Below are 14,548 nucleotides of genomic sequence, written 5' to 3' on the forward strand. Positions count from 1 at the left end.
AAATAAATGAAAAAAAATAAAGCATTAAAATGGGAAATTAAAGATGTCATTGCGGCTGCTCTGTTGAGTCTCTTTCTCATTCTCATCCAGTTTATTGTAAATATGGTATGCATGACCAATCATTTTGTCAGTATGGTTTTATCAGTTGGTTTTACCATGTTCTTATGTGCACCTGTCTATTATCTGCTTTTGTGTCGGGTAAGGAAGCACTTTGTCAGCCTTGTTTATATGAGTATCGTCGGTATGATTTATCTGTTGATGGGGAACTGGTATCTTTTACCGTACTTTGTTGCAATTGGTATGATATGCGAAGCAATCTTGTGGAAAGATTGTTCTGAAAGGAATTCAAAACAAATTATAGCATCGTGGACTGTTGCCAGTCTTTTATATAACGGTGTCAATTTACTGCCGATTTGGTTCTTTTGGGAAACCTATTACAGCTTTGCAAAAAGCGGTGGCATGGATCAAAGCTATATAGACTCATATATCAGCTACTATAAGACTCCCGGATGGATTATATTCATTGTTATCTTTACGGCGATATGTGGGCTTGCGGGTGGTCTGGCAGGCAAAAAAATTATGGGAAAGCATTTCAAAAAAACGGGACTTCTATAATGAGAAAAATTTCTTTTGCTGTCATAACTAAAATATGGGGATTCATTTGTGTACTAATAGCCATTTATATGGGAAAAGATGTCGTTTTCAGCTGCATCCTTACAATTGCCACTTTTTTATATTTAGGTATACAAGGGAAATGGAAAATCGTATTTGATTACGGCATATTCTATATCTTATTGGGAATTTTACTCTACGCCATACAACGTTTCGGACTTCATATGCTGATTTTTTCGGAGTTTTATGTGCTGATGCTTTGGAATCTTTCTCCTGCTTTCTTGGTATCATGGGATTTGATTACAACACCGCCTGGAAAAATTTCGGCATTCCTAAGTTCCATTCACCTTCCTACATCCGTTATTTTGGGTGTCCTTGTAGTATTTAGATTCTTCCCTACCATGAAATCGGAGTTAAGGAGTGTGTATCTATCTATGAAAAACAGAAATTTGACAGGTCTTAAACAGATATTGAAAGCACCCGCAAAGACATGTGAATATGTGCTGATTCCCCTACTCGTCAGAATCTTGATGATAGCAGATCAGCTTTCCGTTTCAGCTATTGCAAGAGGTGGGGAATCACCGGGGAAAAGAAGCAGCTACTATGAGAGCAAGATTGAAATAACGGATATATTTGCCATGATTTTATGGTTCGCTTTGATATCGGGTTATTTATGGATAGGAGGCATGAGAATATGATCGACTTACAGAATGTTTCCTTTCAGTATGCGGATAGCAATTATGGTGTGACGAATATAAATTTAGTGATAAAAGCCGGTGAATGTGTGGTTTTGACAGGAAAATCAGGATGTGGAAAAACGACCATTACAAGACTTATCAACGGTCTTGCTCCAAAATATTACAAAGGAACAAAAAAAGGCAGTATACGAATTGCAGGAAAAGATATTGAAATGATGCCGTCCTATGATATCGGTAAAATTGTTGGCAGCATATTTCAAGATCCTCAAAGACAATTCTTTTCATCAGAGCTTGAGGGTGAAATAGCATTTGGATGTGAAAATTACGGTTTCTCAAAGTTTGAAATTCAAAAAAGAACAAAGGATGCTATTCATAAGATGAGATTGGAAAACATAGGAAAGATTTCCTTAGATTTGCTTTCAAGTGGTGAAAAACAACGAGCAGCAGTAGCTTCTGTATATGCAATGCATCCGGAGGTTTTTGTGTTTGATGAGCCGACTGCAAATCTGGACAAAGACGGCATCATTCAAATGAAAAACATCCTTATGCAGTTAAAGAAAGCAGGATACACATTGCTGATTGCCGAGCATCGTCTCAGTTGGACAGAAGAACTTGCCGACAGGTATTTATATATGAAAGACGGACAGATACAGCATGAATATTCTTCTTTAGAATTTAGTACAATGAATGACTTGGAACGCATTTCAAAGGGACTTCGCCGTATTATAAATAAACCTTTTACAAAACAGATTGCCCCACCCCGAACGGACAATATTGCAATACAAGGAGAAAGGCTCTCTCTCAAGAAAAATAAAAAACAAATATTAAAAAATGTGGATATTTTTGCTAATGAGAAAAGTGTTACTGCAATCACAGGCAACAATGGTGCGGGAAAAACCAGTTTAGCTTTAATTTTAAGCGGACTTGAAAAATTAACAGAAGGTAATGTTTATATTCATGGTGAGAAGGCAGGGTACAGAGAACTTTGCAAACATACCTATTACTGTTCAAATGACACAGGGACACAATTTTTTACAGAAAGCATTTCAAAAGAACTTTTGCTTGGAACAAAATATGATGCAGAGAATTTAGAAAATGCAAAAAAATTGCTTAAGGATATGTGTTTATACGAATATAAAGATTCTCATCCTGCTTCCTTGTCGGGAGGTCAAAAACAAAGACTTGCAGTATGCTGTGCGTTGTTGTCAGGTAAAGATATTTTGATACTTGACGAACCGACCAGTGGCTTGGATGCCGAAAATATGTTTTTGATTGCAAGGGAACTAAAGAAAGCTGCAGAAAAAGAAAAAACTATTTTGGTAATCACTCATGATGAGGAATTTATGGATGCTTGCTGTGAATACAGAATAAGTATCGATAAAACGCAAAAATAAAGGACAAGGAGGGTTTTTATAATGGATGTTCGTGATAAATTACTTATGGAAAATCCTTGGAAATTGATGATTCATCTTAGTTTGCCGGCAATTTTGGGTCAACTGATAGTAGGATTATATGCCTTTGTCGATTCAATTTATGTCGGGCAAATGGTGGGAACCGATGCCATGAGTGCAGTTTCGGCGGCATCTCCGTTTGTATTAATCAATAATGCGATTGCTGTTCTTCTTGGGATAGGTTCGGGCTCTGTACTTTCTCGGGCAATCGGAAAAAAAGATAAAGAAACCGTGGATAAGATTATAGGAAATCTAACTTTCTTGGTAATCGTTTTATCATCAGTAGTTATGATTATCGGTATCATATTTGCTCCTGAATTTTTACGCTTATCTGGTGCCGGCGGTGAAGTGATGGAGATGGGTGTTTCTTATTTAAGAACAGTATATCTCGGCTCCATATTCGTAAATTTTATGCAGGGTGCAAATATGGTAATAAGGGCAGAGGGTCGCATGGGAATTGCAATGGGAATCATGGCGGCTGGTGCTATTTTAAATATTATATTAGATCCTATATTCATTCTGTTTATGCCATCTCGAGGACCGCAAGCTGTTGCAATCGCAACTGTGATTTCTCAAATCAGTCAAGCTTTGGTCACCTTAATATACTTCTTGAAAAAAAGTCCGGTGGTTCGTTTTCATGGGATAAAACCTGCAAAAGATTTATTACCTGAAATTTTTTCCGTGGGAATGAGCGCTATGCTCATGCAAATTATGATGTTGGTTCAAATGACAGTTGTATATAATACGGCAGTGCATTTTGGCGGAGAAAAGCAAATAGCTCTTATGGGAGCCGCTCAAAGAGTTATGCAGCTTGCATTTGTTCCGATATGGGGAATGAGTCAAGGGATGCAGCCCGCTGTCGGAACAAATTTCGGAGCAAAAGAATATATAAGGGTTAAAAAACTTACGAATGTATTTATTATAGGTTCTACTTGTCTTGCCGGATTTTTCTTTGCCATAATTGAAATTTTTTCAGTGCAGATATTATCTGCATTTATTACCGATTCAGTTATTGTAAGTTCAGGATTATCTAATTTTAGGCTTATGTACTGCATATTTCCTACTTATGGCATGCTCATAATGACAGTCACTTATTTTCAGGCTATCGGTAAAGCAAAGCAGGCAGGAGTATTGGTTATACTAAGGCAACTTGCGCTTGTAATCCCTTTAGTATTGATATTACCTCGTTTTCTGAACGAAAATGTTCTCGGAGTATGGCTGGCGTTGCCTTTGAATGATGTCGTTATAATTTTGATTGCCATTATATTGCTAATTAGTGAATACAAGCGCATTACTAAGCTTGCACAGGAAATAAACAAGGTTAATGTTGGTGAGATATCATGAAAAAAATCGTCATTTTGAGTTGTTTCATTGCTTTTGCCTTTGTCGTTTTATTTCCGCGTTCCTTTATTTTTGCTGCGGAAGAAACTGAACATTACGAAACTGTTATTGATAAAGTTGCGGATGCGTATATAGGTAAAAGCGTTCCAGGTGCATGTGTCATTGTATCTGAACACGGAGAAATTGTGTTTTCAAAAGCCTACGGATACGCTGATTTAGAAAAAAATATACCTATGGATCCTGAAAACACAGTTTTTGAATGGGGATCAATATCAAAAACCTTTATATGGGTAGGTGTGATGCAATTAAATGAAGAAGGAAAAATTGATTTGGATGCGGATATTCGCAACTATCTACCAAAAGGTTTTTTGAAAAATTTACACTATGATACACCTATTACAATGCGTCATCTCATGAATCATACGGCGGGCTTCGAGGAGCAGCTTATTAACCTTCGCTATTTTGAAAGTGATAAGGAATTTATATTAGCCGAAGTCTTGTCCTCACATCAACCCGAACAGGTATTTTCACCGGGCAAGGTAAGCGCATATTCTAACTGGGGCGCTGCATTAGCTGCATTTATTGTAGAAAGAGTGAGTGGTCAAAATTACAAAGAATATGTAAATGAACACATTTTGAAACCTTTAGATATGAACAATACATCGATAGGTCCATTTCAAAATGATAATCCTACGATTTTGGCAAGAAAGGCAGTCGGTTATTCTTTTTTTGAAAAGGGATTCCGCAAAGAACCGAATATGTATTTAAGAATGTACCCTGCTGGTGGAATGAATGGCTCAGCTGGGGATTTGTTGAATTATGCACAAGAGCTGGCTAAAAATAATGATAAAGATAATCTATTGTTTAATAATCCTCATACTAAAAAAGAAATGTTTACAGAAACCTATCGCTCCTATGGTGCAAATTCAGGTTTATCTCACGGCTTCTGGCAATATGCGAATAATCCGGAAATGCATGGACATGAAGGTGGAACATACGGATTCAAAACACAAATATGGGTAGAACCGAAAAATGAGAGAGCAATTTTAATATTGACAAATGTAATGGAGACGGAGTTTTGCTCGGAGATTATGGAAAAAATTGCATATACAGAAGCTGATGAAAAAAAGATAAAAGAAAATTTAGATCTCAAGATGTTAAGCGGAGATTATCTTCCTGCCCGCTCTGCATTGAAAAATGTTGGAAAAATACAAGGGAAAAAGCAAATGATTTCCATTAGAGTGACAGATGGAAATCGTCTTTGTCTTACCATGCCATTTGAAGATAAAAAGCAATATTACGAACAAATAGATTCTAACATTTTCTTTTGCAAGGATGCGAGTCCTGAAGAAAAAATACTTGCTTTTAATATAAATGACGGCAAAGTACATTCTATGAGCTTTAGATTAGCTCATGATTATATCCCTGCCACTAACACACAAGGGAAAATAGCATTTTTGTTCAGCTTGGGAACTTATATATCAACCACATTATTATTTTTAACATTACTGATTATATGCATCATTTCAACGCTACAAAGGTGGAAGAGATGTATGCGACATCATATATATCTATATATTTGTGGAGCTATGCTTGGGATTTCTGGAATTACAGGAATGGCTCATTGGTTTTCAATATATGAAATTCTTGCTCATGAACTTATGATTATTATTATTGCTGGATGGTGTTTTAGTATTATAGGGATTTTATGTGGAGGGTATGCAATTTTCAAAGAAAGAAGTATCAAAAACAGTGGATTACTACTAATATTTATAGCTCAGATTTTTTCGGCATATTATCTTGGGTTTTTAACTGTTGTATAGAGGATCTTTTAAAAGAATGCTCTAATATATATTTTTCGAGTAAGGAAAATTTGATTAAATAGTGGAGGTAATTGCTATGTGTTATGTAGGGTCTGTTATTTATATAGAAAATAATAATAGACCTTTTTGATGTCAGTAATTATTATAAACAATTAAATTTAAAACATTTTGGAAGAACAGGTTTCTTCCGTTTTCGAGGACTTTTTATGCTTATGTGCAGGAGTCCTCCTTTTTTGTCTGAAAAACAAATAGACAAAAAAGAAATGGAGGAAACTTTATGGCAAAAGAGTATTACCTTTATGTCAGAGGGCAAAAGGTAAAAGTCAGTGAAGATATTTATAAAGTCTACTGGCGAGAAAAAGAACACGAGAAGTATTTAGAGCAGGTGGACAGAAAAAACCACCTGCTTTTCTTTTCCTCTTTGGATCATGATGGGAATTTTGTAGATAACATCGCTGATGAAAGCGTTGATGTAGCAAAGATTGTTGAAACACAGATGATGATTGAGGCAGTCAGAAATGCTATATCAAAACTAAACGATGAGGAAAGGGACATCATAGAGCGTTTGTATTTCAATGATGAAACGCTATCAAGCATAGCGAGAGGTAAGAAAGTGAGCTATCAAGCTATACAATGGCGAAAAAATAGCATTCTTAAAAAACTAAGTGTGCTATTGGAAGAATTTATGAAGTAATCGCCTTGTGCATGAGGGCAGATTTTCCTTGTATAAAGTGAAGGGAGATCTGTCCTCTTAATCTAATTGAAGAATTATTTTCAAGAATTGCTTAAAAGAAAATCTCTCTAAAAGCCAATAGGCACTTGTTCCTTGACAACTGAATAGACCAAGGTAGGACTTTATCTACTTGTGGAGAATTATGACTTACGCCATGACCTTTCTGCTGAAAGAAATTTTGGTTTTATGAATACTGATAAATCAAGGAAACAAGAAAGCGAGCGATAAATAAGAATACATAAAAACAGATGTGGCAATCTGTTCGTTGAAACAAGTAGTGATAATGATACTTCAATAGTTTAAGCCGGCTCGTCTGGAATAAGAGGCGGAGGTGAGATTCCTATGTTGCTGCCAAGCACCTACCAATGTCATTAAACTTAAAAATAAATTTGAATGAGGAGGAGTTGAAATGAATAATGAATTATTAAAATACAGCCTCCAATTATCTATGCTGTCTATGTTACTTTCTAAGCACTTACTCAGCGATATTGAATATAAAAAGATAAAAATTAAATTGATGAAAAAGTATAACATTCCCACAGAATTATATTTATAATGTCTTGGAAGTGTGGTATAATAAAACTGCATAGAAAGATACAAAAAAAGGAGGCGGGTGCAGTGAAAAGAGATGTAAAAGTTATTAAAGGTGATACCACACTGAAAAGAACTGCATCAGGCTGTGTAGAGCGCTCAATAAAGAGGGTAGCAGCTTATTGCAGAGTCAGCACGGATACCGAAGATCAAATTAACAGCTATAATTCTCAAGTAGAACACTACACAGATTTTATAAAGCAAAATAATGAGTGGACACTTGCGGGGATATATGCTGACGAGGCGATAACAGGAACACAGGTTGATCGAAGAATTGACTTTCAAAGGTTAATAAATGACTGTATGAACGGCGATATAGATATGATAATTACAAAGTCTATATCAAGATTTGCAAGAAATACATTAGACACCTTAAAGTATGTAAGAAAGTTGAAAGAGTTTAATGTTGCGGTCTTTTTTGAAGAGGAAAACATAAACACCTTAACAATGGACGGAGAGTTGCTTTTAACAATTTTAAGTTCAGTTGCGCAACAGGAAGTAGAGAACATTTCAGCCAATGTCAAAAAAGGTTTGAGAATGAAGATGGAAAGAGGAGAAATGGTCGGCTTTCAAGGGTGTTTAGGCTATGACTATGATCCGGAAACTAAAAGCATTTCTATCAATGAAAAAGAAGCTGAGATTGTAAGATATATTTTCAGAAGATATATTGAAGGTGTTGGCGGTATGGTAATCTCCAGAGAACTTGAAGAACAAGGATATTTATCGCCAAGAGGAAATAAAAGATGGACGGAAACAACAGTTTTAGGAATCATAAAAAACGAGAAATATAAAGGGGATCTTATGATGGGAAAGACCTATACGGTTGATCCTATTTCAAAGAGAAGATTGGATAATTTCGGAGAACAGGATAAGTTTTATATAGAGAACCATCACGAGCCAATCATTTCGGAAGAAGATTTTGAAAAAGCTCAAGGTATTAGATTAAGAAGGTCAAAAAACAGAAATACCGTTGCTAATAATGGCGGTAAGAGAGAAAAGTATTCAAGAAAATATGCTTTTAGCAGCATGCTTGAATGTGGATTTTGCGGTCATAATCTTTCAAGAAGAAATTGGCATTCGAGTTCAGAGTATACAAAAGTTATATGGCAGTGTGTCAATGCTACTAAAAACGGAAAGAAGTATTGTCCGCATAGTAAAGGGATTGAAGAAGAAGCAATAGAAAAAGCATTTATGGAAAGTTATCGTCAAGTATGCCACAATAATGTAGAAATTACCAACGAATTCCTTAAAACTGTTGAAGAAGAATTGAAAGACAATAGTTTAGCTAAAGACTTGAAGAAGATAAGCAATCAACTTGATAAAATAATAAAGAAAGAAAAAGATCTTGTTGAATTAAGGCTGAATGAGTCAATCAGCATGGATATATATCAGGACAAGTATAATGAAATAGCCATTAGCAAAGAGAAATTACTTGCAGAAAAAAGGACTTTAGAAGTAACACTTACTGATGAAAAAGCATTGAAGAAAAGGCTTGAGGGTTTTAAAAAATTACTTGAATCCAATAAATACCTTGAGGAATTTGATAGGGCAGTATTTGAAAGTATAGTAGATAAAATCATCATTGGGGGAACTAACGATGAAGGTGAAATTGATCCTGCAATGATTACTATCATATATAAGACTGGAAAAAAAGATTCTCAGGACGGAAGATTATTTAAGAGCAGAAGAAAAAATGCCAAGGAAGTTAATGAGGAAACTGACAACAAATTGTATCCTCATTCAAGCGACGAGGTTAATAATTTGTATTCCTATCCTATTAACAACACATACCGTGAAACTTTGACGGTATGCACACCTAATTCCTGACGTTTAGCGCCGTCTGCATACATGCCAATTCGCTTATTTGTTGTACGTAATGACATCTCTGAGTACGTTGCCATGTTGACGTGTCTGCCACCTTTGTACACAACACAATTAATGCCTCTAGTAAGAAAATCATTACTGGCCATATCAATTGCTTTATCAAGTGTTCCTGCGCCACTTGCTAAATACGTTTGAGCATTGTAGATGACTTTGCGGTACTCATCGTTAGCTTTACGCAGCATAGCATGTTCAGCCTTCACTAGATCACCGGTTGTCGCTTTAACTAAAGCTTGTACCTTACGGGAATGCACCCCAAAGAAGTTTGTTTCTTTTTGGCCAAGAATGCTAAGAAACTGCTCATTGATTGCTTTGAATTTCGAAGAAAAAAGTCTTGGATTTTTCTTTTTGAATTCTTCCAAAGACTTTAATTGCTCTGCCTGCCATCTAGACCAAGTGAAACCATACTTATTTTCTTCTTCATTGTGCCTTTTCCAATTTCGTTTCATAGATGAAATCAGTTCAAGCTCAATACGTCTAAACGCTTCAGCAATATCGTATTCCATTAACTAAGCATATCCATATCTGCAGGTACATTCGGCTCAGGCAGCTGCACAGCACCACTTTCTTCAGCAATGCGTTGTGCTTCTTCATCTTTCCATGCATCTTCTTTAGATTCGCCATACATTTCATCAAGTGCTGTTCTTATTGACATAACACCGCCTTGCTTAGCCTTTGTAACTGTCTCAACAACAGCTTCAAATGACGGATTGGCATACTCTCCGAAATCAACATTCACATCAAGATCAAGTAATTGTGACAAGCCTTTATTTGTCATTCCGTCTTTTACCATAAGCACACTTGCTATTAGCTTAGGGACCATTTCTGTAAAGGCTTCAATGATTGCATTTCTTGTATACAGTGTTGTTTTCTCTTTCTCTCGCTGAGCTTCAGCATTCTCTAACTTCTTTGTATCAATGCCTAATGTGGATGGACTGATCAAGCCTTGTAGGCATAGGTCCAAATAAGTAATGTAGCTCTGCAGATAGTTTTCTGTCGGAATTGAAGGCTGTACAACGCTGATTTGCTGTTTCGCATCCTCGCCAATAGCGTTTCCTGTTTTTATAAAGCGATCATCAAAATCATTTGGTAACAGGTCCATTCCATTAGCGCCTTTAGGTACTAACGAATCAGGGATATACTTTGTTGCACGACCTGCTCTGACCGCATCTGCCCATTGCGAAACAACCTCATCCAAAGCATCGTATGAGTCCTTTTTCTTATCAAAAATCGACTCACCTCGACCTTTGTACATTGTTGATTCAAAAATTGAAAAAGGGATTGCCATCATAAAGCTTCCCTTTGTTTTTGTTTCCTCGTTATACCCACCAAATTGCACGTCTGCTAGGTCCTTTGTTTCTTCCAACTCGTACAAGTCTGTCTTATCTAAGCTGTATCCATTCACGTGAAATAGCTCATACTTAACATAGCCATATCCATAGCGTTCCTTTAGTAAGTACTTACGTGTTGTTCCTTCTTGAATCTTAACCGTTTTAAAAACAATCTCCACTAATCTTCCACGTTTGTAGATTAAATCAATCTTATCTCCTGGATAAAACTCAATGATTGGCTCATCTGAAACATCGCTATCAACTGAAATCTTGAAAGCACCATCCCCAACATACAGAGTATCTTTGATTGCTTGCTTAAACAGTTTCTTCAAATTGTTATCATTTGCAATCCTCTGCCATTCGTCATTACGCTTATTGACCTCGATTTTATTCAAATCGCGAATAACAATATCCGTTAGCACTCTTACCGTTAATCCTGGCAAACCTGTATGAATCTTGTGAATCGGTGTAGACGGCGTTGCTCCCCAGAATGTTGCATTCTTATTGCTAGTACCCTTTATTTGCTTATAGAGCGCCGATAATTCTGCTGGCTGACCACGCATCCATACTCGGTTGATTCCTGCGTTAAATTCATAATCGTAAGCTTCATCAATCGTTACACCTTCTCGATCAGCAGGTTTTATTTCAAGCCATGATTGAATAGCTTGTTTGATGTTCATTCCAATACCCATTGGTTACTTTCCTCCAATTCCTATTTCTCTCTTAAATGGCAGCCATGCATACTGATTTGCATTTATCGTATGATCATTGCCGTCTTCCGGCTCATACTTGTCTTCTCGCCAGCTGTACACTTCCATCTCATGTATGTGATTCTTGCAGTGTTCCAGCACTAGGTAATCACCTTTGGCAATCCATCCTAGCTGTAGGTTGATACGGTCAATAATCTTTGTTTTCTTGTATGCCGGTATCACCTCGTAGATGCTACCGTTCAAGCGTTTGTATTTCTGCCACTCTGTGATGGTTGCTTGATCGGCCGAATCCAAGAACATGTATTTCGCATATCCCCACTTCTCTCGATTTCGTTCCGCAAAGTCCACTAGTCTTTGGACTGTATCGCTTGGCGCAATCGGAATCTGCAGATCCGCATTGTTGTAAACTTCTTCATCAAGCGTTACCAACTTGCCATTAACTGTTATTCCTTGGAACAACATTGCAATCGTATCAGGCGACTTTTGTGAGTAGGCTGTATCAACGCCTACAGTGAAAACCTTAAAGGCCTTCCTGAGCTTGTCTTTGCCGCCTATTTGAGCGATTAATCGCTCGTACGTAATAACATTCGTCTTACGTTCGAAGTTGCTAAAAACAAGCCCTGTGGCTCTTCCACGAAGCCCTTTGATTTTATTCTTCCAAAGTTTTGTACCAACAGGCACTGATTCGATGATCTGCTTTTTCTTTTCTGCAGATAATCCATAGTTATCATCAAAATTAAAAAACCAGTGTATCCAGTTTGGATGCTCCGGCTCGTTTAAATCATTTAGAATCTCTTGTGGCGTTTCCTTTGTCCATTTCTGAATAGGACGGCAACGGTTGATGTACTCCTTGTATACAGGGAGTGATGGATCGTCAGGGTTCAACGTCATCATGGTATAGTCTGCACGCATAATAGACTCACGTACAAATTCCATGTTTGCTGTGTTTACTTCGTCAATAAGTAAGCATCCATACTGGCCACCTAATGCATCCTTCCACTTCTCTTTTGTGGAATATCCAACTATAAAAACAATCTTGTCTCCAGTTGTGGCATGCACGATCAAGTGTGGCATCTTGTACTCTTTAGAGCCATTGCCGCGGTACTCAACCAAATCCCCGAAGTCATCCAAAATCCCAAGGTCTTTGTTAATCAGGTTCTTTTCTACCGTACCTGTATCGTCACCTGCGATAATGTGAAGCTTCTTAGGGGATTGCCAAACTTTTAAGATGAACTTATAAACCCCAACGGTTGTTTTACCTGCAGCAGTTGAGCCTTCAAGTGCTTCAAGTTCTGCATCATACTTTAGAAATGCTTTGAACTTAGGGGATAAAATTAATCGCAAATCGCTCATTCTTCATCAGCAACCTTCAATTGTTCGATTACATCATCAACCTTAGACTGCTTTGTTTCTAGTCCGCCTGACAGTTCGACTTTCTTTTGGAACATGCCTAGATGTTCGCCTATTAGTTTAAGAGCTGTATTAGCTCCTTTACTGTCAAAGGTAAACTCAGCATCAGAATCAATGTAGGAATGTGAATCAGAATCCCACACCTTCACAGGCGTAGCTTGCATGCATCTGTTTTTAACTTCGATAAGATCTTTAAGTACATCTGCTGCAGTTATCTTAGCTTCTTGCGCGATCTGTTCCTTCAGCTCACACACGTACGCGGCAACGTTAGCATTTGCTAGCAGTCTACTAGAATTAGCAGATGCTGTTCTATCGCTTTTACAGTTAACATACACTAACTTATAAGCACGTATTGCATTGAGATCGACCACATACTCTTCACAGAAACGCTTTTGCTTGTCTGTTAATTTCTTCATAGGCTTGCTCCTTTCTACATCGCACACACATTGGAAACTATCAGCCGGAAAGCTTAAACACAAAAGGAGTACTTATATGAATAGTTTTAGGGTGATTTCAAATGTTAAGCTGATAGCTTCGAATGTATGTACGAAAAAAACCACAAGCATTTCTGCTCATGGTTTTCGCCTACGCCCATTATACTGCATTTTTTCAATAGACATGTCTATTTTTACAAATTTTTTAATAATGATGGCGGACAAAAGATTGACGCAATAACAACTATAACAGCAATTGCAAGTAAAATTTTATTAAATGTGACTAAGCTATTTTTCTTTTTATTGCTAGATTGTGCTTCTTCCACAGCACTTTTGCTATCATTGCTGATTACACTAGTTAATAAAGCAATACTATTTACTAATATGAATGCTAATAGGTCAACTATTAACAACAATCTAAATATGCTTACATCTTTCATCGCATTTAATGTTGCTGACGAAAAGGATATTCCACCCATAAAAGCAAGTACGATTGATGCAAATATACCAAGAATCGTTATATATTCACGTTCGATTACTTTCATATCTCTGTTTACTTCTTCTATGATTTTAGCTTTTACCCTATCATTACTTTTTTCTGCTATATTCCCAGCATTTTCAATTTGGTAATTTGCCAACTGACAATGGTCAAAAATCTTCACAACTATTTTTCTGCAATCACACTCAATATTTTTCGGTAAGTTTAGAGTATATTCAAGCAATGATTCAACATTTGTTAGAAAAGTTCCTCGTACACCTTCATCCATCCCATAAACTCGATTAGTTATTTCAGAATATAGCATTCTATCAAGCTTTGTATCATTATTAATATAATTTTTGAGTATAGTCATTGTCATTGACGGCATATATTCATTGCTCTTATAACAAAGACTACTACATATTTTTTGAATTTCTTCTTTAGATATTAAGTACTCCTGTTTTTGTCTAAGCCCACATTGATCTCCTTCAGTTGTGCCCAATACATCTTTAACATCATCAGGCATTAAAATATTTCCTCATCGAATCTATTGTTATGATACGATTTCTGTACTTAACATATGTATCTTTCCATGGGGCTTGCTCATGAGTAAGTTTCACCAAATCTGTGGCACTATAATTACTATATGCATCAACCACACTATTTATTAATTTTTTATCTTCCTTTGTAATTTCTTTATTTTCTCCAAATAACATAGTTACCTGTGGTTCTGCAACAGAAATATCACTACTTCCATACTTTTTATATACTCTATAGGCCTTAGGAACTACCGGCCCAAAATCCCAAGCTTCTATTTGATCGTCAAAACATGGAGTATGGTGTTCCTTCTTAACCAAAAAATATGCCTGTACCAAATATAAAATTTTCTGCAACTTAAGATTTGAAATTCCATACTGCTTTTCATTACTGTAATTAATGATATATTTACTAACCTCTAAAACATCATACATAGCAATCTCCTACCTTCCTCTGTTTATGCACCATAAAGCAAGAAGTTTTTAGTATTATATACCAATAACTTCTTGCTTTCAAAA

At 36.5% G+C, this 14,548-nt stretch carries 14 protein-coding genes; 8 read left to right on the top strand and 6 right to left on the bottom strand.

Annotated elements, in window-relative coordinates; all coding sequences use genetic code 11:
• Window positions 1-6 precede the first annotated feature (6 nt).
• From RGT18_RS10480 to RGT18_RS10515, 8 genes are all read left to right on the top strand, one after another.
• Window positions 7-615: an MptD family putative ECF transporter S component gene (locus RGT18_RS10480; RefSeq protein ID WP_000739616.1), complete on the top strand. Its 609-nt coding sequence runs from the start codon at window positions 7-9 to the stop codon at window positions 613-615.
• Window positions 615-1,310 carry an energy-coupling factor transporter transmembrane component T family protein gene (locus tag RGT18_RS10485; RefSeq protein ID WP_009346318.1) on the top strand — a complete coding sequence of 232 codons (696 nt, stop codon included), beginning with the start codon at window positions 615-617 and terminating at the stop codon, window positions 1,308-1,310. Before RGT18_RS10480 ends, RGT18_RS10485 begins: the two co-directional genes overlap by 1 nt.
• Window positions 1,307-2,704, top strand: a complete 1,398-nt coding sequence (locus RGT18_RS10490) for an ABC transporter ATP-binding protein (protein WP_000566323.1) — start codon at window positions 1,307-1,309, stop codon at window positions 2,702-2,704. The genes RGT18_RS10485 and RGT18_RS10490 overlap by 4 nt, the downstream gene beginning before the upstream one ends.
• Window positions 2,705-2,725: 21 nt before the next feature.
• On the top strand, window positions 2,726-4,105 hold the full coding sequence (locus RGT18_RS10495) for an MATE family efflux transporter (RefSeq protein ID WP_009346279.1): 1,380 nt from the start codon (window positions 2,726-2,728) through the stop codon (window positions 4,103-4,105).
• Window positions 4,102-5,925 (top strand): serine hydrolase domain-containing protein, encoded by a 1,824-nt coding sequence (locus tag RGT18_RS10500; protein WP_009346335.1) that lies wholly within the window; start codon window positions 4,102-4,104, stop codon window positions 5,923-5,925. Before RGT18_RS10495 ends, RGT18_RS10500 begins: the two co-directional genes overlap by 4 nt.
• A 277-nt stretch (window positions 5,926-6,202) precedes the next feature.
• Window positions 6,203-6,619 (top strand): sigma factor-like helix-turn-helix DNA-binding protein, encoded by a 417-nt coding sequence (locus RGT18_RS10505; RefSeq protein WP_001051308.1) that lies wholly within the window; start codon window positions 6,203-6,205, stop codon window positions 6,617-6,619.
• A gap of 448 nt (window positions 6,620-7,067) precedes the next feature.
• A complete protein-coding gene (locus RGT18_RS10510) occupies window positions 7,068-7,214 on the top strand; it encodes an SHOCT domain-containing protein (RefSeq protein ID WP_001058405.1) in 147 nt (48 codons plus the stop codon).
• Between the two features lie 62 nt (window positions 7,215-7,276).
• On the top strand, window positions 7,277-9,076 hold the full coding sequence (locus RGT18_RS10515) for a recombinase family protein (RefSeq protein ID WP_320077641.1): 1,800 nt from the start codon (window positions 7,277-7,279) through the stop codon (window positions 9,074-9,076).
• On the opposite strand, the gene RGT18_RS10520 is transcribed toward RGT18_RS10515, so the two are convergent.
• From RGT18_RS10520 to RGT18_RS10545, 6 genes are all read right to left on the bottom strand, one after another.
• On the bottom strand, window positions 9,019-9,636 hold the full coding sequence (locus RGT18_RS10520) for a phage minor capsid protein (RefSeq protein WP_028078806.1): 618 nt from the start codon (window positions 9,634-9,636) through the stop codon (window positions 9,019-9,021). The two genes, RGT18_RS10515 and RGT18_RS10520, sit on opposite strands and share 58 nt — an antisense overlap.
• The gene (locus tag RGT18_RS10525) at window positions 9,636-11,153 is read right to left on the bottom strand and encodes a phage portal protein (protein ID WP_028078805.1); all 1,518 of its coding nucleotides are present in this window, start codon (window positions 11,151-11,153) and stop codon (window positions 9,636-9,638) included. The genes RGT18_RS10520 and RGT18_RS10525 overlap by 1 nt, the downstream gene beginning before the upstream one ends.
• Window positions 11,154-11,156: 3 nt before the next feature.
• Complete coding sequence (locus RGT18_RS10530) at window positions 11,157-12,524, bottom strand: terminase (protein WP_028078804.1); 1,368 nt, start codon at window positions 12,522-12,524, stop codon at window positions 11,157-11,159.
• A complete protein-coding gene (locus RGT18_RS10535; RefSeq protein WP_028078803.1) occupies window positions 12,521-12,997 on the bottom strand; it encodes a terminase small subunit in 477 nt (158 codons plus the stop codon). The genes RGT18_RS10530 and RGT18_RS10535 overlap by 4 nt, the downstream gene beginning before the upstream one ends.
• 212 nt (window positions 12,998-13,209) lie before the next feature.
• On the bottom strand, window positions 13,210-14,019 hold the full coding sequence (locus tag RGT18_RS10540; RefSeq protein ID WP_028078802.1) for a hypothetical protein: 810 nt from the start codon (window positions 14,017-14,019) through the stop codon (window positions 13,210-13,212).
• Window positions 14,012-14,464, bottom strand: coding sequence for a Panacea domain-containing protein (locus RGT18_RS10545; RefSeq protein WP_028078801.1), 453 nt, complete (start codon window positions 14,462-14,464; stop codon window positions 14,012-14,014). The genes RGT18_RS10540 and RGT18_RS10545 overlap by 8 nt, the downstream gene beginning before the upstream one ends.
• Window positions 14,465-14,548: the final 84 nt, after the last annotated feature.

This window comes from Solobacterium moorei (assembly GCF_036323475.1).
Taxonomy (GTDB): Bacteria; Bacillota_I; Bacilli_A; order Erysipelotrichales; family Erysipelotrichaceae; genus Bulleidia; species Bulleidia moorei.

Bases quoted from the DNA above. Each gene is read 5' to 3' on its own strand.
- RGT18_RS10540 (WP_028078802.1), bottom strand. From the start codon at position 14,019: ATGCCTGATGATGTTAAAGATGTATTGGGCACAACTGAAGGAGATCAA.
- RGT18_RS10510 (WP_001058405.1), top strand. From the start codon at position 7,068: ATGAATAATGAATTATTAAAATACAGCCTCCAATTATCTATGCTGTCT.
- RGT18_RS10480 (WP_000739616.1), top strand. From the start codon at position 7: ATGAAAAAAAATAAAGCATTAAAATGGGAAATTAAAGATGTCATTGCG.
- RGT18_RS10535 (WP_028078803.1), bottom strand. From the start codon at position 12,997: ATGAAGAAATTAACAGACAAGCAAAAGCGTTTCTGTGAAGAGTATGTG.
- RGT18_RS10485 (WP_009346318.1), top strand. From the start codon at position 615: ATGAGAAAAATTTCTTTTGCTGTCATAACTAAAATATGGGGATTCATT.
- RGT18_RS10490 (WP_000566323.1), top strand. From the start codon at position 1,307: ATGATCGACTTACAGAATGTTTCCTTTCAGTATGCGGATAGCAATTAT.
- RGT18_RS10500 (WP_009346335.1), top strand. From the start codon at position 4,102: ATGAAAAAAATCGTCATTTTGAGTTGTTTCATTGCTTTTGCCTTTGTC.
- RGT18_RS10520 (WP_028078806.1), bottom strand. From the start codon at position 9,636: ATGGAATACGATATTGCTGAAGCGTTTAGACGTATTGAGCTTGAACTG.
- RGT18_RS10525 (WP_028078805.1), bottom strand. From the start codon at position 11,153: ATGGGTATTGGAATGAACATCAAACAAGCTATTCAATCATGGCTTGAA.
- RGT18_RS10545 (WP_028078801.1), bottom strand. From the start codon at position 14,464: ATGTATGATGTTTTAGAGGTTAGTAAATATATCATTAATTACAGTAAT.
- RGT18_RS10495 (WP_009346279.1), top strand. From the start codon at position 2,726: ATGGATGTTCGTGATAAATTACTTATGGAAAATCCTTGGAAATTGATG.
- RGT18_RS10505 (WP_001051308.1), top strand. From the start codon at position 6,203: ATGGCAAAAGAGTATTACCTTTATGTCAGAGGGCAAAAGGTAAAAGTC.
- RGT18_RS10530 (WP_028078804.1), bottom strand. From the start codon at position 12,524: ATGAGCGATTTGCGATTAATTTTATCCCCTAAGTTCAAAGCATTTCTA.